Consider the following 17,505-nt stretch of genomic DNA (forward strand, 5'->3'; position numbering starts at 1 on the left):
TTGCAGGCAAAGCGATCTTGCGAAATGAATGATTTCAGGAAAAATCTTTCTGTTTGGAAATCATAATCGCAATAGTCTTTGCCGCACCGAGCCGCCAGCAAGGCTATCGTCGCGATGAGGACCGAGCCGGTCTTCGATCCTTGGCGGCCGACAGAGAAAACGCTCGGGTCAAAACTTCAACGAAAGAGTGAAGCCCAATGGCAAACGATCGCAAACTGCACCTCGGCGCCTTCATGCGGCCCGTCAGTCTTCACACGGGTGCGTGGCGTTATCCCGGATCCTTCCCGGACGCGAACTTCAATTTTGGCCATCTGGCGCGATTTGCGCAACAGCTTGAAGCCGCGAAATTCGATGCATTTTTCATGGCCGATCATCTGGCGGTGCTGAACATGCCGACGGAAGCACTGCGCCGCAGCCATACCGTCACGTCTTTCGAACCCTTCACCCTGCTTTCGGCGCTCGCCGCCGTCACCTCCCGCATCGGGCTGGTTGCCACCGCCTCTACAACATTCGATGAACCCTACCACGTAGCGCGGCGTTTCGCCTCACTCGATCACCTCAGCAATGGTCGCGCCGGCTGGAACATCGTCACCACAGCAAATCCGGATGCGGCGCTTAATTTCGGCCGGGACGAACAGCCTGACCACACGGAGCGTTATGGAAGAGCGCGGGAATTTTACGACGTCGTTACCGGGCTGTGGGATTCGTTTTCCGATGATGCCTTTCTCCGGGATGTCGATAGCGGGTTGTTCTTCGACCCTGAAAAAATGCATGTGCTTAATCACAAGGGACCGGAATTTTCCGTGCGCGGTCCGCTCAATATAGCGCGTCCGGTGCAAGGCTGGCCCGTCATCGTTCAGGCCGGGGCTTCAGAGCCGGGGCGCCAGCTTGCAGCCGAAACTGCCGAGGTCGTTTTTGCGGCAACACCCACGCTTGCGGCGGGAAAAGCGTTCTACAGGGACGTCAAGGACAGAACCGTTGCGGCAGGCCGTTCCCGCGACGGCATTGTCATCCTGCCGGGCGCTTTCGTTCTGGTCGGCGATAGCGTGGAAGAAGCCAAGGCCAAACGCGCCAGGCTCGACAGCCTCGTCCATTATGAAAGCGCGATAGCCTCGCTTTCGATTGCGCTCGGCCACGATGCTTCGAGTTTCGATCCCGATGGCCCCTTGCCTGACATTCCCGAAACCAATGCAAGCAAATCCAGCCGCGAGAGGGTGATCGAACTTGCAAGGAGCGAGGGGCTGACGGTGCGCCAGCTGGCGCAGCGGCTGGGTGGCTATGGGGGTCTCGCATTTGTCGGCACGGCAAAAACCATCGCCGACGAGATGGAACAATGGCTATACGAAGAGGGGTCGGATGGCTTCAACGTCACCTTCCCGTTCCTGCCTGCCGGACTTGACGATTTCACGACCCTGCTTGTGCCCGAACTGCAAAGGCGCGGCCTGTTTAGAAAGGACTATGAGGGAACGACATTGCGCGATCATCTCGGTTTGCAACGTCCGGCCAGTCGTTTTTTCCCTGAATAACGCGCCGTCGCGCCGATCCGGCCAGCGGTAGGGAGATTTTCCACGCCCGCCCTTAAGTTTGGGATGAGGTTCCAGAAGGCTGGATTGACCTCATAAACGCCGGCCCATACCATTTAAATACACAAATTACATAAATTAGGTACACTATTATGAAGGCTAAACATTCTCGCCGCCAGATCCTGAAACTCAGCATTGCCGGGGCTCTCGCAGCACCCTTTGCCACGGGCAGCGCGCTGGCCCAGAGCTCACAGGAGTTTCCTGCTGAGCTGAAGCTGGATTGGGGATTTTACTCCTCACACACGCTGCTGATAAAGAACAAGGGCTGGCTTGAGGAAGCATTCAAGGATGTCGGCACGAAGATCACCTGGGTACAATCCCGCGGAAGCAACAATTCGCTTGAATTCCTGAAGGTCGGCTCGACGGATTTTGCCGGTTCGGCAGCACTTTCCGCGTTTCTGGCCCGCGCCAATGGTGTGCCGCTGAAGGTGATCTATGTGGCAAGCTGGGGCGGTTCTTCCATCATACAGGTTCGCCCGGATTCGCCGGTCAAGACCGTCGCCGATCTCAAGGGCAAAACCATTGCGGTCACCAAGGGTACCGCGCCCTATTTCACCCTCCTGCGCGCCCTTGCCCAAAACAAGCTTTCGATCGATGACCTCAAGGTCGTGAACCTGCAGCATCCGGAAGGATTCAACGCGCTTCAGCAGGGACAGGTTGATGCATGGGTCGGCATCGATCCACACACATCCCAGGCAGAACTTGCCGGTGACAGGGCGATTTTCGATGAGCGTAGCTGGCGCGACGGCAGCGTCTTCAGCGTTTCCGAGGAGTTTCTGGCGAAATACCCGAAAGCGGTCGAACGCCTCCTGGGTGTCTGGGTCGAGACACAAAGATGGATCCGTGAAAACAACGGCGAATTCATCGATTTCGTCACGAAGGTCACCGGCAACGATCCCCAGATCACCAAGCTGACGATCGAAAAGCGCGACTGGAAGGATCCTGTTCCAGGCGAGGAACTGCTGAACTCGATCCGTATCGTGACCCCGTTGCTTGGCGACGACGTGCTGCGTCCTGGCGTCAATGTCGACAGCGTCCTTTCATCGCTGATCGATCCGGCACCGGCGAAAAAGGCGCTGGGAGCATGAATTCCCATCCGCGCGAATTTCAGCGCGTGAAGCAGACTGCGAAACAACTTCCTTCCCGACTGCCGTTGGTGCAAAGAGTGGGGAATTTCCTGGGACGGTTCGACCTGCGCGGCGCGATCGTGCCGGTCGGCTCATTGTTGCTGCTGGAATTCTTTGTGCGCGTGGGCTGGGTAAGTCCCTATGTGCTGCCGCCGCCCTCCGAGCTTTATGACACGTTTCTAAGGCTCGCCGAGGGTCCTTTGTGGACGAATGTCGCAGCCAGTACCGCCCGTGTCTTTGTCGGCTTCGTCATTGGCTCCCTTCTTGCAATCGTCGTCGGTTCGCTGGTCGGGCTGGTCGTTGCCGCCGAGCGTTACCTTGAACCGACGTTTCAGGCGCTACGCGCGGTTCCGAGCCTCGCCTGGGTGCCGCTGCTGATGATCTGGTTCGGCATTGGCGAAACCTCGAAAATCGTGCTGATCGCCAAAAGCGCGTTTTTCCCTGTTTATCTCAACCTCTTCTCCGGCATCAGGAATGTCGACCGCAAGTTGGTGGAAGTGGGCGAGATGTATCGCCAGCCGCTGCCAGTGCTGGTTTGGCGGATTTTCATTCCCGCCTCCTTGCCTCATCTGTTCACGGGCTTGCGTTACGGCCTGTCGCTGGCCTGGCTAAGCGTTGTCGCAGCGGAACTTCTGGCGGCTTCCGAGGGCATCGGCTACATGCTATCCGATGGGCGGGAACTCTCCCGACCCGATCTGGTGATGATAGCGATTATCTGCCTTGCCGTCCTCGGCAAGATTTCCGACAGCCTTTTCAAGATAGTCGAGGAACGTTGCCTCAGATGGCGCGACACTTATCCCCTTCAGCAAGGAGGGCGCCTGCGATGAGTTTGCTCAATGTCGATGTTCGCGAAAAAGCCTTCGGAGACACGGTTGTCCTTCAGGATATTCACCTGACGCTCGGCGATGGTGAAGCGGCGGTTCTTCTCGGACCAAGTGGGTGCGGAAAAAGCACCTTGCTGCGCATCGCCGCCGGCCTCGATCGGCATTTCTCAGGCGCTGTGAAGGTTCAGCAGGCAAAGGAAGTTCAGGCATCGGACTCACCGCCCATCGCCTTTGTCTTTCAGGAACCCCGCCTGATGCCGTGGCTGACAGTTGCCGAAAACATCGGTTATGCGGCCGGCAAGAAATATGATGTCGAGCGGGTAGAAGGACTGATCAACGATGTGGGCTTGAGCGGCCATGGCAGCGCGTTACCGAAAGCCCTTTCAGGCGGCATGGCGCAGCGTGTCGCCATAGCAAGAGCGCTCTATACCCGGCCGCGCATCTTGCTGCTCGACGAACCCTTCAGCGCGGTCGATGCTTTCACGCGGATGAAATTGCAGGACCTTGTCCTGAAACTCGTCGAACAGCGCGGCATTTCCTTCCTGCTCGTCACCCACGATATTGACGAGGCGCTTTATCTCGGTGACCGCATTTACATGATGGGTGCCCATGACGGCCGTATCCAGCAGCGGATAGAAGTGGACGAGCCGCGCCCGCGCGACAGAAGGTCGCTGCAACTCGCCACCCTCAAGAACGAGGTGCTGACTGCCCTGCACAACGCTCACGTCATCTGACTGGCGCCGGCATCTTTCGCCGCCCTCACCCTTTCACGCCGGACGAAATCATGATGGCTTCCGTCACGCGCCGCTGGAAGATGACGTAGGCGACGATGACCGGCAGAGCCGCCAGCATGGCAATCGCCATCAGGCGTGCATAAACGATGCCGAAGGTGTCGTTGACCTGCGTGATGCCGACGGGGATCGTCATCATGTTTTCGGACGTGATGACGAGGAAAGGCCAGAAGAAGGCGTTCCACACCGTAATGAAGGTCACGATCGCCATGGCGGTCGTAATGCCCCAGTTCAGCGGCAGAAACACCTTGAACAGGATCGTGTATTCGCCGCCACCATCCAGAACCACCGCCTCCCGCATCTCCTTGGGCACGCTGTCGAAGAACTGCTTGTAGACAATGATGACGATTGGCGTGATCAGTTGCGGCAGGATGATGCCCGCCCAGGTATTGATGAGGTTGAGGTTCTTCATCAGGATGAACTGTGTCACGACAAGCGTCTGCGCGGGCACCATGAAACTCGCGAGCACGATGCCATAGAGCAGTCGCCGTCCCGGAAAGCGGATCTGCGACAGCGCATAGGCGCATAACATCGAAATGATGAGCACAGAGACCGTGACGATCGCGGCAGTGCCAATGGAGTTCACATACCAGGTCAACAGCCGCGTATTGAAGATGGCATTCACATAGGCACCAAGCTGGAACTCATCAGGCAGTAGCGACGTGTTGCCCGCAACATTCTCGTCCGAGCGCAACGACGTCACGAACCCCCAGTAAAGCGGGAAAATCCATACCAGTGCTGCCGAAAATGTCAGCAGGGTCAGGACGACGTTCTCAAGTCTTTTGGTCAGGCTCATGAATTCCTCCGGATGCGTAGCAACTGGAACTGGAGAACGGATACGATGACGATCAACAGGAAGAGCACGGTCGCCACGGCCGATGCATAACCGCCATTGTTCATCTGGAAGGCCTCCCGGTAGACCTTAAGGAGAAGCACGAAACTGGAATTGAAGGGTCCGCCGCCGCTCAAGAGGTAGATCTGGTCGAATATCTTCAGTTGCAGGATCAATTGCAGCGTCAGGATCAGCGCGGTCACCGGCCACAGAAGCGGCCATGTGACGCGCCGGAACTTTTGCCATGTCGTTGCGCCATCAAGAGCTGCGGCCTCATAAAGCTCGGTCGGAATGTTTCGCAAGCCGGCAATGAAGAGCAGAACGTTAAAGCCGTTCGTCCACCATATGGTGACGACGGCGACCATCGGCATGACCCAATTGGGGTTCTTGAAAACCGCGACGGGTTTGCCCGCCAGCAACGAAATGACCGGTTGGAGAATGCCGAACTGCAGGTCGAGCATCCAGGCCCAGATCTCGGTGACAACCGAAACCGGCAGGACATAAGGCAGGAAAAACAGGCTCATGGCGATTGTCTGCTTGATGCCGGACAATCGGCTGACCGCAAGCGCAATCAACAGGGCGATGACCGTTGTTGGCACCACCGTCAGCAGCACGAAATAGCCGTTATTCTTGAGCGAGGTGACGAACAGGCGGTCGCTCAGCAATTTTATGTAGTTCTGCAGGCCGACCCAGTTGCCGTCGCCGATAAGCGGCGCATCCGTGAAGCTGATGCGTATCATCTCGATCAGGGGGTAAAGAAAGAACGTGGCGAAGACCACGATGAATGGCGTCACCATCGACAGTGCGATCAGCGACTTCTTGCGCCGGTTTTCAATCATAGCCATGGAATGCCTCCGGGACCTCCCGCATTGCACGCTGCCCTCCGGCTGACAGCCAGAGGGCAGTCTCGGATTACTTGAGCTTGCCCTGAAGCTCGGACTTGATCTGCTCGACCGCATCCGCGCCGCTCATGTAGCCCTGGATGGCCGGAGCGATGATATTAAGCGCCGCATCGTAAGCGGGTGAGGCAACTCCGGTAATCGTGGTCTTCGGATCGAACACTGCCGCCTCCGCCAGCGAGGCATATGTGGCATTCGGCTGCATCGCCTTGTATTCGCTGCTTTCGGTGATCGATTTATAGGCCGGAATATGCCCCGCATCGGCCCAGCTGATGGCGTGTTTTTCCATCCAGCCAATAACCGTCATGACAGCGGCGCGTTTCTCGCCGGAAACGGTCTTGTCACCCTGGTTGGGGATCGCAAAGGCGTGCGAATCCGCCCAGGTGGCGCGCTTGCCCATGAAAGGCGGCACTTCGACGGCACTCCATTTGAAGCCCAGCTTGCCGTTCTTTTCCAGATCCTTGTAGGTCGGAACTTCCCAGACGCCATTAAGCTGGAAGGCTGATTTGCCAGCGGAGAAGAGAGCAACGGACGCCGGATATTCCGCCTGCTCGGGCGCCCATCCGTTTTCCCGCCATTTCGACATGGTATCGATCGCTTTGGCAGCCTTTTCGGCATTGTCGCCGGCAAGCACCTCGTTATTGGTGACCAGCTCGCCGCCCTGTTGTGAGAACAGTGTATAAAAGACACGCCAGACACCGGCTTCGCCACCCGACTGATAGGTAACCGGCGTCTGAACGCCCTTGTCCTTCGCCCAGGCCAGCGCCTTTTCGAAATCCTCCATCGTCTTGATACCGGTCAACTTACCCTCGGCATCGAGATAGGGAGACCCTTTCAGAAGATCGGCGTTGTAGTAGAGAATAAGGGCATGGATATCGAACGGCACCGCATAAAGCTTGCCGTCGTGGGTTGCTGCCTCGACGGGTGCGCTGAAAAAGTCGCTGGTCTTCAACCCGGCATCATCAAGGTCTTTTGTGGTAATTTCGCTCAATACTTTTTCATCAAGGCCGAGCGGCGCGCGCGACAGGTGATAGGTCATGACATCAGGCCCCTCACCCACGGCGGACGCCGTGCGCACCTTGGTATAGAACGGAACGCCCCACTCTAGCGTCGTTCCCTTGATCTGAATGTCAGGGTGTTCCTTGTTGAAGGCAGCAATCAGCGCTTTCATGCGCACGCCGTCGCCGCCCGAAAGAAAGTCCCACCAGACGATATCCTGCTTCGCCAGTGCCGGCAGGGCGCTCAGGCCCAGAACCGTACCAACAAGCAATGTCTTGATCAGTCGCATCGTTCATTCCTCCCGTTTGTTGGAAACACCCCGTTCAAGGGGCGGTCTGCTACTGCATCGAAAGGCGCCTCCTCGCGCCTATCGCAACCTTTTGCCGTCGCTGCCGAAAACCATGATGTGATCGGGCGAGGCACTCAGTGAGACGGACCGGCCATCCAGCCGCTCGCGCGAGCCCTGCCGCTGCACGACAAGTTCTTTCCCGGCACGCGTTCGGGTATAGAGATAGGAAAGGTCGCCAAGCTCCTCCGCCACCTCGACATTGACAGGCAAAGCACCCTCTTGCGTGATCACCAGATGCTCGGGCCTTATGCCGATTTCGACCCGCTGACCGGGGGAAACCGGATGCGAAAGCCGGGCTTCGAGGTGCTTTTCACCACCTTCAGGCGTAAGCGTCACGATACCGTCCCGCTGCCCGACGATGTCGGCGGCAAGGAAATTCATCGCGGGCGATCCGATGAATCCAGCGACGAAACGATTGTCCGGATCGTCGTAAAGGGTGAGCGGCGCGCCGGCCTGTTGCACGATGCCGCCCTTCAGCACGAAAATCTTGTCCGCAAGCGTCATGGCCTCCACCTGGTCATGCGTGACGTAGATCATCGTGGCGCCGAGCTTGCGGTGAAGCCGGGTCAGTTCCAGCCGCATCTGCACGCGCAGCTCCGCATCCAGGTTCGACAGGGGTTCATCGAAGAGAAACACCTTCGGCTGTCGCACGATCGCGCGGCCTATGGCCACGCGCTGTCTCTGGCCGCCGGAAAGCTGCGATGGCTTCTTGTGCAGATTGTCCTCGAGCTGGAGGATGCGGGCAGCTTCACCCACCCTCTCATTCACCTCCGCTTTCGGCCGTCGGGCGAGACGCAGGCTGAAAGCCATGTTCTCGAACACCGTCAGATGCGGGTAAAGCGCATAATTCTGGAAGACCATGGCAACGCCGCGATCCGCCGGCTCGACAGCGGTGACGTCGCGCTCGTCGATGGCGATGTGACCGCCGCTGGTTTCCTCAAGACCGGCGATCATGCGCAACAGGGTGGATTTTCCGCAACCGGATGGCCCCACGAAAACCGCGAAGCTGCCCGTCGGAATCTCCATCGAAACGTCCCGGATGGCTGCAAAGGAGCCGAAGGACTTGGCGATATTGCTGAGACGGACACCCATCACCGCCTCACTGAACCTTCACGCGCAGAACATGATAGGACAGCGCCGGCACAGAGCCTTTGAGCGCCCCATCCTCGACACCAATGCCGCTGCCCGGCACCGGCACGACGCGGTCGGGTTGATCCGGACCGTTGCCGATCCTCAGATCATATCCCGCCATGGAAAGATGCAGGCTGAGTGACACAGGCGAAAAGCCGGTGAGACCGACATTGAGCTCTGCTGCTTCGGTCAGATGACGATTGAGGACAAACAGCGTCACCACGCCCTCGTCCTCATCAAACACGCCGGCGACATCGAGATATTTGACGTCATCGGCCGCGTTGCAGTCGTAGGTCGGGCAATCGACGGCAATGTTCAGTGCAACGCCGCGACCATAAAGCGAGGCGAACTGATAGGGATAATAGATGGTCTGGCGCCATGCCGGTCCGTTCTTTTCAGCGCGGATGGGGGCGATGACATTGACGAGCTGGGCAATGCAGGCGATGCGCACCCTGTCCGAGCGACGGATGAACTCGTTGAGCAACCCGGCCACGAAGAGAGCATCCTCGAAATTGTAGGTCTCCTCCAGAAGTGCAGGCGCTTCCGGCCAGTCCCAGCTCTTGATGCGTTTACCGTCGTCTTCGCGGATATGGTACCAGACATTCCACTCGTCGAAGCAGATGGAGACATCGTTCTTGGCGCGCTTCTTGGCTTTCACGTAATCGATGACACCGGCGATAGTCTGAATGTAACGCCCTGTTTCTTCGATCTTGCCGAAGTAATTCAGCGTGTCGCGGCTGTTATTGCCGAAATATTTATGCAGCGAGATGTGGTCCACATTCTCGTAGCATTCTTCCAGCACCTCGCGCTCCCATTCGGGATAGGTCGGCATGCCGTCGTTGGAACTTCCGCAGACGATTGCCTCGATGGTGGGGTCGAAACCCTTGAAGGCTTTCGCGGTTTCGTTGGCCAGCCGGCCATACTCCACCGCCGTCTTGTGGCCAATCTGCCAGGGGCCGTCCATCTCGTTGCCGAGGCACCACATCTTCACGCCATGCGGCTTTTCGGCGCCGTGGCTGCGGCGAAGGTCGCTAAGCTCGGTGCCGCCGGGAAAATTCACGTATTCGAGAAAGTTGCGGGCATCATCCAGACCACGGGAACCGAGGTTGACGGCGAGCATCATCTCGATGCCTGCCATCGACGCCCAGTCTGCGAACTCGTTGACGCCGATCTGGTTGGTTTCCTTGGAGCGCCACGCAAGATCAAGCCGCACGGGCCGTTTGTCACGGGGGCCGATGCCGTCTTCCCAGCGATAGGCCGAAACGAAGTTGCCGCCGGGATAACGGATCGCCGGAATTTTCAGATCCTGCACGAATTTCAGCACGTCCTTGCGAAAACCGTTTTCATCCGCCTGCGGATGGCCGGGCTCGTAAATCCCGCCATAGATCGCCCGCCCCATATGTTCGATGAAGGCGGAATATAGGCGATCGTCGATACGCCCAATCCGGAAGTCCCGGTGGACTGAAACCCGCGCTTTCATAGGCTCTCCTCCCATGCGCATTTATATCGTACAATATGATATACACCACATTTCATAATATAGTTGCCAATGGAAGCCGCGCCTGTCAACCGCGAAAATCCATACTTTATGAAATTGGCCCGATCAGTCTGCGGTGCGCAGACGCAATACGATGTCCTGATCGTAATTCCCAAAGCCCCGGCCGAAGATGTTGAGCCCGCCCGGATGCTTTGCATCCGCCTTTACCTCGATCCGCAGACGGATTGAGCGGTGGCTGGACAGATCTATATCCGCAAGCGTCACATCGGAAATGCGCGTACCATCGACATAGGTTCCCTGGGCAGTAATGCGCCAGGTTTTAAGCATTCCATACTGCGAGCCGGACAGTTTCCACCAGTCGGGCGTAAACGTACCCCGCTTGTCGCCGAAATCGCCGGGCGAGGTCCAGACCCCGATCTCCTTGCCGTTGACGGAGAGGGTAATGTCTGACGGCCAGTTGCTGTGCGTTCCTGGCACCTCGGAACTGACCTCCATCGAAAACTCGACTTCCTCGACGTTTCGCCCCTGAATCTTGGCATTATTGGGGAATTGATACTCGACATGACCCGATGTGAACCACAAAAGTGCAGTCTTCATGCGGTCGGGATCCATGAAGGTATCAGGGACATCCAGAAGTCCGATAATGCCCTCCGGCGAACAGATGCCGCAAGGCGCGGTCACCGAACTTTGCGTATAGAGGCCGAGCGGCATGGCGACGGCAATGTAGTTGGATACAGCCGGCGTCTCGGGGCTTCGAAACGAAACGATAAGCTCGTCGCAGGTCGCAAAACAGATTTTCTGGCTGCCCTTGCGCGCCTTGCGCGTTTCGGTTCGCAGCAGCCCCGCCTCTTCAAGAACGGTCACACCGGCCGACACGGTGGATTGGGGAAGATCCAGCCTCTGCGCGATCTCGTTGACATTGAGACCGTTGGCCTCGTGCAGCAGCTTCAATATCTGCACACGGATCAGCGACGCCGCCGCCTTCAAGACATCGAATTCTTTTTCAGCGTCAATAAGTAGGAAATTGGGAGCCATTGTCTAATCTTCAGATTTAGCGATCTAGATCAGAATTTCTGGCTTAAATATCTTATGCTGTCCAGCATTGTTTGTCGTGTCGATATATTCAAAGTCAGACACGCAAGGAAGGATTGCGAATGAAGGCAGCGCAGGCGGTTTCGATACCGCATGCGCTGCCTCTTTTTCCTTACCCGCGCTTGCGCAACGTGCGGGTGCCGGTATCGACAAGATTCTGCGCTGCCTCATCCACAGTGGCGCGGCCAAAGGCGAGTGAGTCGGCAATCGGACGCATTACCCCACGGTCGAACTCATTGGCGCCGATGGGGGCAGGCTCCGGATAGGTATCGAGCTTGCCGGACAGGCTCTCGATGTAATCGACCGTCTTGCGTTCAGTCTCGTTGAGGCTTGGCAACACAGCTTCGCGTACCCTCTTCGCCGGCGGCACGCCGCGTTCGACACCGAGAACCTTGCCCGCTTCCAGATCGTTGACAAAGAAGTTGATGAACTTCGCCGCAGCTTCCGGAGTGGTGGAGGTGGACGAAATGCACCAGATAAGCCCCGGCCGGTAATAATGCCCGGTCGGTTTTCCCGCCCCCTCGCCCGGCAGCATGCCAATGGACAGCGTCTTCTTGTTGAGCGCCTGGTAACCGACAAGCTGGTTGGAATAGGCAAAGCCGATTGCGGAATTGCCAAAGGTCAGCGCGTTGGATTCGATGGTATTGTCATCGCGCGTCTGGATATCGGCAGAGACGCAAAGCTTGTTCTCGCGCAGATCCTCCCAATAGGCGAACCATTCCTTGGCATCTTCCTTGTTGAAACCGATGGTGCCGTCCTGGAACAGGAGTTTGCCGCGCTGGCGCAGCCAGACATCGAAGACGTAGTGATAACGAGCGCCATAGGGCACCGCCCAATAATTGCGCCGCGCCGGAGCGTTCTTCTTGAAATCGCGCGCCAGTTCCGCCAGCCCCTTCCAGGTGATCTGCTCCTTCGGCACGGAGACGCCGGCCTCCTTCAGCGTCTCTGCATCATACATCATGCAGAACGAATTCAGCCCGAGACCGACGCCGTAAAGCTTGCCGTCGATGCGGCAAAGATCGACTTCGCTTTTGCCGAAATTGGAAAGATCAAGCGACGAGCCGACAAACTGGTCAAGTTCCATGCAGGCCCCACGGCCGGAATAATCGGCAATGGTGGAAGGCTCGAGCTGAAAGATATCGGCGACGTTACGTCCCGCCATGGACGTCGCAAGCTTGGTCCAATAGTCGGAACCGGCGATCATCTCGCCGCTGATTACCGTTTGTGGATCTGCCTTCTGGTAGAGGGCAATCACATCATTGGTGCGCTTGTTGCGGTCAGCCGAACCCCACCATACGCAACGAAGCCGGGTTTCGGCCGCCATCGCGCGGAAACCGCCCGCCGCCGCGCCAAGACCCGCCAGTGCCGCCGTCACCAAAAATCCGCGTCTATCGATAGTTTGCATCTGCTCCTCCCGCGTTTTGCAAATTTCTCATTCATCACTTAAATTCTTGCAAATTTTCATTATTTGCAATATTTGCATCATAATAGAATTTTTTGCAAGCGCAGGAGAAGACATGAACGATACGCCCGACATCAGCCGCCCGCGCCAGTCGGATATCGCCCAGCGCGCAGGGGTTTCCATCAGCACGGTCTCACGGGTTCTCGCCGGGGAAAAAGGCATCAGCGCATCGATCCAGACCAAGGTTCTGGGCGTGGCGGCGGAACTTGGTTATCCGCTGCGGCCAGTCACGAGCCAGACCGGCGGCATCTCGCTGGAGGGCAAGAAAATCCTCGCCCTCATGTCCGCCGAACGAGCGACCGGCGATATCGGCGCCTTTTATCACGATATTTTCGACATGCTGCGCAGCCTTGCCCAGACAGAGGGTTTCGAACTCGATATCCGGCTGCTGCACCAGAGGCAGATCGACGACGCCCTTACACAGCGGGTCTGCGAGGTCGATGGCCTTCTCGCCATTGGTCTTGACCCCGAAGAGGAGATAATCCACCGCATCACGCAGGGTGTGCTGCAACCGGTTCTCGTCAATAGCGCCGATCCCTCGATGATGCTGGATTGCGTCTCGCCCTCCAATTTTTACGGCGGGGCGATGGCGGCGCGGCGGCTGCTGGAACTGGGGCACCGCAAGGTCGCCTATATCGGTCCGCAACACCGTCACACTATAAGAGAGCGCATGCGGGGCTTTCGGCAGGTTATCATCGAGGAAGAGGGTGCCACCTATGAGGAGTTTCTGCTTTCCACGGCGGATAGCGGCTTCGGGCAGGCCGGTGATGCGGTTCGTCAGCTGCTGGCCAAAAACCCCGATCTGACTGGCATTTTCTGCATGAACGATGCGATCGCGCTCGGCGCGCTGGGAGCAGCACAAGAGCTTGGCCTCGGGGTACCGGACGATCTTTCCATCATTGGCTTCGACGACCTGCCCTTCGCCGAACTTTCCACTCCCCGGCTCAGCACAATCCGGGTAGACCGCCGCGAGATTGCCCGCGAGGCGGTGGAGCTGATGCGCCGCCGGCTGGCGGAGCCATCGGCCAATGCCCGGCAGGTTCAGCTGGGTGTACAGCTTGTGGAAGGACAGACCGCCGGTCGAGCAAAAAAGACGGGAAAGGCGGCGCGCGATGCATAAGCCAGCAAACCATGATCCAGTGACCCGCTTCAATCCGCTTTACGGCAATCCACTCAAGACCCGCGCCGACGTCAGACGGGCATTAGACGACAGTTTCGCACCGCTGCTTCCCTATTTCTCAGAGAGCGGCGCAAGAGTGACGCTAAGCGGCACCGCCGCGCATTTTGACCGGGCAGCGGCCGATCTGGAAGGATTTGCGCGACCACTCTGGGGCATCGCGCCGCTTGCGCTCAGCGGCGATGCCTTCGCCCATTGGCCGCTTCTGGCCAGAGGCATCGCCAATGGCACCGATCCCGCCCATGCCGATTACTGGGGCGACGTGCGGCAGAAGGATCAGCGGCTGGTGGAACTGGCCGCCCTCGGCTTTGCGCTTCGGCTTGCGCCGCAACATCTGTGGGAACCCTTGTCCGAAGCGCAAAAGGCGAATGTGCGCCATTATCTTCTGGCGGCGCGCGAGCGCATCTATGCCGACAATAACTGGAAGTTTTTCCGGGTGATGGTCGATGCGGCGCTCGATCATCTCGGTATCGAATTCGACCGGAGCCTCACCGAAACATATCTGAAAGAGCTGGACGGATTTTACATCGCCGACGGCTGGTATCGCGACGGCAACTATCGCCGCATCGACCACTACATCGCCTTCGCCATGCATTTTTACGGGCTGATCTACGCGAAAATCAGCAAACCGGATGATGCATACGCCGAACGCTACCGGGAACGTGCCCGCCTGTTTGCCGGGGATTTCGCAAGCTGGTTCGATGAGGATGGTGGCGCGCTGGCCTTTGGCCGCTCCATGACCTACCGTTTCGCCTGCGGCGGCTTCTGGGGTGCCCTCGCCTTCGCGGATGAGGAAGCGATGCCCTGGGGGGAGATCAAGGGGCTTTATCTGAAACATCTGCGCTGGTGGGCGGGAAAGCCGATTGCCGACCGCGACGGCGTGCTTTCCATCGGTTACGCCTATCCGCAACTGACCATGTCGGAAAGCTATAATTCGGCGGGTTCACCCTATTGGGCCTTCAAGGCTTTCCTGCCGCTCGCCTTGCCGGAAAGCCACCCCTTCTGGCAGGCGGAGGAAAAGCTGCCAGACACATCCACAAAACCACGGCCGCTCGTTCATCCCGGCATGGTGATGATGCGCAGTAAGAGTAACGTCACGGCGCTGACGAGTGGGCAGGAAAACCTGTCCATGCGCGGCGGGCCGGAGAAATACGCCAAATTCGCATATTCCTCGCGTTACGCTTTCGGCGTGGAAGTGGACGAGCGCGGTTTCAAGACCAATGGTTTCGACAATATGCTGGCCTTTTCCGAAGATGGCCGCCACTACCGGGTGCGCGAAACCAACCGCACTGTGCTCTTGGCTGGCACCAATCTTCGAGCGACTTGGAACCCATTCCCCGATGTCGAGGTCGAAACGACGCTGGTTGCCGCGGGAGAGTGGCATATCCGGTTGCACCGGATTACTTCCGCGCGGCCACTTTTTGTCACCGAAGGCGGCTTTGCGATAAACCGCAACGATGGCGACCGCGATGCGGTGATCGAAGACAGCGGCCGGGCAACGGCCGATTGCGGCACCGACATATCCGCCATCATCGATCTCGGCTCCAGCGCATCCCGCCAGGGCGTGGCGCTGAAGGCGCTGCCCAATACCAATCTCATCAATGCCAAAACCACTGTGCCGCAATTGCGGGGCGACATTCCAGCGGGCAAAACCCTGCTCGCCTGCGCCGTCTTTGTGGGACTGGCGGGACCTGAAAGCGAAACAGCTTTGGCGACAGTTCCCGCACTTCCGGACATGGAAGCGCTTGACCGCCTGTTTGTTGAGCGCGGTGTTCCGGTAAGCAGCATGGCGGCGGCGGGAGAACCGCAATGATAAGCCCGCGTCCGCGTCTCAGCCTTGCCATGGACCCGGAGCGGACGCAGCATGTGCTGACGCCACAGGCGCTTGAAAAGCTGTCGCAGAGCGTCGACATCCTCGATACCCGGCCGATCTCCGATTTTCACGACCCAGCTGTGACTGCGCAGTTGGAGAGAACAGATATTCTTCTGACTGGCTGGGGTTGTCCCGAGATCGACATGCGGGAACTGGCAATGATGCCGAACCTTCGGTTGATTTCACATGCCGCCGGGACGGTGAAATACTTCCTGTCCCAGGCGGTTTTCGAACGAAACGTTACGGTGTGCAGCGCGGCCGAGGCGAATGCGCAGCCGGTCGCGGAGTTTACGCTGGCAATGATCCTGCTTTCCGGCAAGCGTACCTTCGGTTTCCGGCGCATCTACGGAGAGGATCGCGCACGGCGAAACGTCGACCGCCTGCAGTCGCAGGTCATCGGCAATCTCGGCCTGACCGTCGGCATTGTCGGGGCGTCACGCATCGGACGTCGGGTCATCAATCTGCTTCAGCCCTTCGATCTCGATCTCATCCTTTTCGACCCGTTTTTAAGCGCGGTGGAGGCACAAAAGCTCGGTGTGCGTCTCGTATCGCTCCGCGAGCTTATGGCGGTAAGCGATGTCATTTCCCTGCACGCGCCATCCCTGCCGCAAACCCGGCATATGATCGGCGCCGACGCGCTTGCCCTGATGAAGGACGGAGCGACCTTGATCAACACGGCCCGCGGCGCGCTGGTGGATGAAGACGCTCTGCTGGCGGAACTGAAAACCGGACGCATAGAGGCCGTCATCGACGTGACCGATCCGGAAGTGCCGTCACCGGATTCGCCCTTTTACAGCCTTCCGAACGTGTTCCTGACGCCGCATATCGCCGGCGCCGTCGGCCTCGAACGCGCCCGGCTCGGCGACATGGCGATTGCCGAGATCGAACGCTTCTGCCGCGCAGAACCATTGCAACAGCAGGTACGTCCGGAACATCTGGAACTGATCGCATGAGAATTTTCGAGCCGGGCCTCTGCTCTGTCACCTTCAGGTCCATGACGCAGCAGGCCGTGATTGACCTTGCCGTCGCAAATGGCATCAAGGCGATAGAATGGGGTGCCGATATCCATGTGCCACCTGGCGACCTAGAAAATGCAAGGGATGTGGCGGCGCGTACGGTGAAAGCCGGTCTTACCGTCTCTTCCTACGGATCCTACATTTTCGCACCGGATTTTGCGCCGGAGGATGTGACCGCAGTTCTGGAAACCGCGAAAGCGCTCGGCACCGGCCATATCCGCATCTGGCCCGGCAGCCGCAAACGCCCATCCGCGGATTATTCACCAGAGGAACGCCGTGCGGCGACCGACGCGTTGGCGGCACTTTCCCGGCGGGCAGACGACCACGGAATGACAATCGGCCTCGAATATCACCCCAATTCGCTGACCGACACGCTGACCTCGGCCTTGCAGCTCATGCAGGATTTGCCGATGCCTAACCTGTTCTTTTACTGGCAGCCAGCCCCAGGTCTACCGCTGGATGACGCCCTTGCGGAAATATCCGCGCTCGGCTCGCGCATCTGCCACCTGCACGTCTTCGCGTGGCTCACCGATGCCAGCCGCCTGCCGCTCGGCGAGCGCGCGGACTATTGGCGGGCTTGCGTTGATGCCTTGCCAGCAAGCGACTGGATGGAACCGGCTTATGCGATGCTGGAGTTCGTCAAAGGTGACAACGCCGCCCAGTTCTCGGAAGATGCGGCGGTGCTGAGCGGGATTCTCGCCGGCTCTTAGAACCGCTTGTTTTTTATCGAAAACCGACGCGGCGGACTAAAATTCGCTATCCATCACAACCGCCCGCTGCCCTCATCCCTGTATCCCCTATAGGGAACCAGCCAGCCCAAGTCTTTGGGCTGATTGATTTCCTCGCCGCGCA

The 17,505-nt window shown here is 58.4% G+C and carries 15 protein-coding genes; 8 read left to right on the forward strand and 7 right to left on the reverse strand.

Going from position 1 to position 17,505, the window contains the following annotated elements:
• The first annotated feature begins 197 nt into the window (after window positions 1-197).
• From GH784_RS06240 to GH784_RS06255, 4 genes are all read left to right on the forward strand, one after another.
• Window positions 198-1,526, forward strand: coding sequence for an LLM class flavin-dependent oxidoreductase (locus GH784_RS06240; RefSeq protein WP_111828452.1), 1,329 nt, complete (start codon window positions 198-200; stop codon window positions 1,524-1,526).
• 149 nt (window positions 1,527-1,675) lie between these two features.
• Window positions 1,676-2,671, forward strand: a complete 996-nt coding sequence (locus GH784_RS06245) for an aliphatic sulfonate ABC transporter substrate-binding protein (protein ID WP_003517827.1) — start codon at window positions 1,676-1,678, stop codon at window positions 2,669-2,671.
• The gene (locus GH784_RS06250; RefSeq protein WP_003517829.1) at window positions 2,668-3,537 is read left to right on the forward strand and encodes an ABC transporter permease; all 870 of its coding nucleotides are present in this window, start codon (window positions 2,668-2,670) and stop codon (window positions 3,535-3,537) included. Before GH784_RS06245 ends, GH784_RS06250 begins: the two co-directional genes overlap by 4 nt.
• Window positions 3,534-4,268 carry an ABC transporter ATP-binding protein gene (locus tag GH784_RS06255; protein ID WP_111828453.1) on the forward strand — a complete coding sequence of 245 codons (735 nt, stop codon included), beginning with the start codon at window positions 3,534-3,536 and terminating at the stop codon, window positions 4,266-4,268. The genes GH784_RS06250 and GH784_RS06255 overlap by 4 nt, the downstream gene beginning before the upstream one ends.
• Before the next feature lie 25 nt (window positions 4,269-4,293).
• On the opposite strand, the gene GH784_RS06260 is transcribed toward GH784_RS06255, so the two are convergent.
• The 7 genes from GH784_RS06260 to GH784_RS06290 form a co-directional block, all read right to left on the reverse strand.
• On the reverse strand, window positions 4,294-5,121 hold the full coding sequence (locus GH784_RS06260) for a carbohydrate ABC transporter permease (protein WP_003517833.1): 828 nt from the start codon (window positions 5,119-5,121) through the stop codon (window positions 4,294-4,296).
• A complete protein-coding gene (locus GH784_RS06265) occupies window positions 5,118-6,002 on the reverse strand; it encodes a carbohydrate ABC transporter permease (protein ID WP_003517835.1) in 885 nt (294 codons plus the stop codon). Before GH784_RS06265 ends, GH784_RS06260 begins: the two co-directional genes overlap by 4 nt.
• A 67-nt stretch (window positions 6,003-6,069) precedes the next feature.
• On the reverse strand, window positions 6,070-7,344 hold the full coding sequence (locus GH784_RS06270) for an extracellular solute-binding protein (RefSeq protein WP_025595973.1): 1,275 nt from the start codon (window positions 7,342-7,344) through the stop codon (window positions 6,070-6,072).
• Window positions 7,345-7,422: 78 nt separating this feature from the next.
• Window positions 7,423-8,496, reverse strand: a complete 1,074-nt coding sequence (locus GH784_RS06275; RefSeq protein WP_003517841.1) for an ABC transporter ATP-binding protein — start codon at window positions 8,494-8,496, stop codon at window positions 7,423-7,425.
• Window positions 8,497-8,503: 7 nt separating this feature from the next.
• The gene (arfA, locus tag GH784_RS06280) at window positions 8,504-10,015 is read right to left on the reverse strand and encodes an arabinosylfuranosidase ArfA (protein WP_013761387.1); all 1,512 of its coding nucleotides are present in this window, start codon (window positions 10,013-10,015) and stop codon (window positions 8,504-8,506) included.
• A 123-nt stretch (window positions 10,016-10,138) separates the two neighbouring features.
• Window positions 10,139-11,068 carry an ArsR/SmtB family transcription factor gene (locus GH784_RS06285; protein ID WP_019566450.1) on the reverse strand — a complete coding sequence of 310 codons (930 nt, stop codon included), beginning with the start codon at window positions 11,066-11,068 and terminating at the stop codon, window positions 10,139-10,141.
• A gap of 169 nt (window positions 11,069-11,237) precedes the next feature.
• A complete protein-coding gene (locus tag GH784_RS06290; protein WP_153793278.1) occupies window positions 11,238-12,530 on the reverse strand; it encodes an ABC transporter substrate-binding protein in 1,293 nt (430 codons plus the stop codon).
• 112 nt (window positions 12,531-12,642) lie between these two features.
• Here GH784_RS06290 and GH784_RS06295 point away from each other — a divergent pair, with 112 nt between their 5' ends.
• From GH784_RS06295 to GH784_RS06310, 4 genes are read left to right on the forward strand one after another with little or no spacing between them, the layout of a single operon-like run.
• On the forward strand, window positions 12,643-13,707 hold the full coding sequence (locus tag GH784_RS06295; protein ID WP_003517845.1) for a LacI family DNA-binding transcriptional regulator: 1,065 nt from the start codon (window positions 12,643-12,645) through the stop codon (window positions 13,705-13,707).
• Window positions 13,700-15,577 (forward strand): DUF2264 domain-containing protein, encoded by a 1,878-nt coding sequence (locus tag GH784_RS06300; RefSeq protein ID WP_111828456.1) that lies wholly within the window; start codon window positions 13,700-13,702, stop codon window positions 15,575-15,577. The genes GH784_RS06295 and GH784_RS06300 overlap by 8 nt, the downstream gene beginning before the upstream one ends.
• The gene (locus GH784_RS06305) at window positions 15,574-16,590 is read left to right on the forward strand and encodes a hydroxyacid dehydrogenase (RefSeq protein WP_065705313.1); all 1,017 of its coding nucleotides are present in this window, start codon (window positions 15,574-15,576) and stop codon (window positions 16,588-16,590) included. The genes GH784_RS06300 and GH784_RS06305 overlap by 4 nt, the downstream gene beginning before the upstream one ends.
• Window positions 16,587-17,363, forward strand: coding sequence for a sugar phosphate isomerase/epimerase family protein (locus GH784_RS06310; RefSeq protein WP_111828457.1), 777 nt, complete (start codon window positions 16,587-16,589; stop codon window positions 17,361-17,363). Before GH784_RS06305 ends, GH784_RS06310 begins: the two co-directional genes overlap by 4 nt.
• Window positions 17,364-17,505 lie beyond the last annotated feature (142 nt).

Origin of the sequence: Agrobacterium tumefaciens (genome assembly GCF_009649785.1) — a bacterium.
Lineage (GTDB): Bacteria > Pseudomonadota > Alphaproteobacteria > Rhizobiales > Rhizobiaceae > Agrobacterium > Agrobacterium tumefaciens.

What these genes read in the sequence shown, in the direction of transcription:
- GH784_RS06240 (WP_111828452.1), top strand. Translation starts at nt 198, where the DNA reads ATGGCAAACGATCGCAAACTGCACCTCGGCGCCTTCATGCGGCCCGTC.
- GH784_RS06245 (WP_003517827.1), top strand. Translation starts at nt 1,676, where the DNA reads ATGAAGGCTAAACATTCTCGCCGCCAGATCCTGAAACTCAGCATTGCC.
- GH784_RS06250 (WP_003517829.1), top strand. Translation starts at nt 2,668, where the DNA reads ATGAATTCCCATCCGCGCGAATTTCAGCGCGTGAAGCAGACTGCGAAA.
- GH784_RS06255 (WP_111828453.1), top strand. Translation starts at nt 3,534, where the DNA reads ATGAGTTTGCTCAATGTCGATGTTCGCGAAAAAGCCTTCGGAGACACG.
- GH784_RS06260 (WP_003517833.1), bottom strand. Translation starts at nt 5,121, where the DNA reads ATGAGCCTGACCAAAAGACTTGAGAACGTCGTCCTGACCCTGCTGACA.
- GH784_RS06265 (WP_003517835.1), bottom strand. Translation starts at nt 6,002, where the DNA reads ATGGCTATGATTGAAAACCGGCGCAAGAAGTCGCTGATCGCACTGTCG.
- GH784_RS06270 (WP_025595973.1), bottom strand. Translation starts at nt 7,344, where the DNA reads ATGCGACTGATCAAGACATTGCTTGTTGGTACGGTTCTGGGCCTGAGC.
- GH784_RS06275 (WP_003517841.1), bottom strand. Translation starts at nt 8,496, where the DNA reads ATGGGTGTCCGTCTCAGCAATATCGCCAAGTCCTTCGGCTCCTTTGCA.
- arfA (WP_013761387.1), bottom strand. Translation starts at nt 10,015, where the DNA reads ATGAAAGCGCGGGTTTCAGTCCACCGGGACTTCCGGATTGGGCGTATC.
- GH784_RS06285 (WP_019566450.1), bottom strand. Translation starts at nt 11,068, where the DNA reads ATGGCTCCCAATTTCCTACTTATTGACGCTGAAAAAGAATTCGATGTC.
- GH784_RS06290 (WP_153793278.1), bottom strand. Translation starts at nt 12,530, where the DNA reads ATGCAAACTATCGATAGACGCGGATTTTTGGTGACGGCGGCACTGGCG.
- GH784_RS06295 (WP_003517845.1), top strand. Translation starts at nt 12,643, where the DNA reads ATGAACGATACGCCCGACATCAGCCGCCCGCGCCAGTCGGATATCGCC.
- GH784_RS06300 (WP_111828456.1), top strand. Translation starts at nt 13,700, where the DNA reads ATGCATAAGCCAGCAAACCATGATCCAGTGACCCGCTTCAATCCGCTT.
- GH784_RS06305 (WP_065705313.1), top strand. Translation starts at nt 15,574, where the DNA reads ATGATAAGCCCGCGTCCGCGTCTCAGCCTTGCCATGGACCCGGAGCGG.
- GH784_RS06310 (WP_111828457.1), top strand. Translation starts at nt 16,587, where the DNA reads ATGAGAATTTTCGAGCCGGGCCTCTGCTCTGTCACCTTCAGGTCCATG.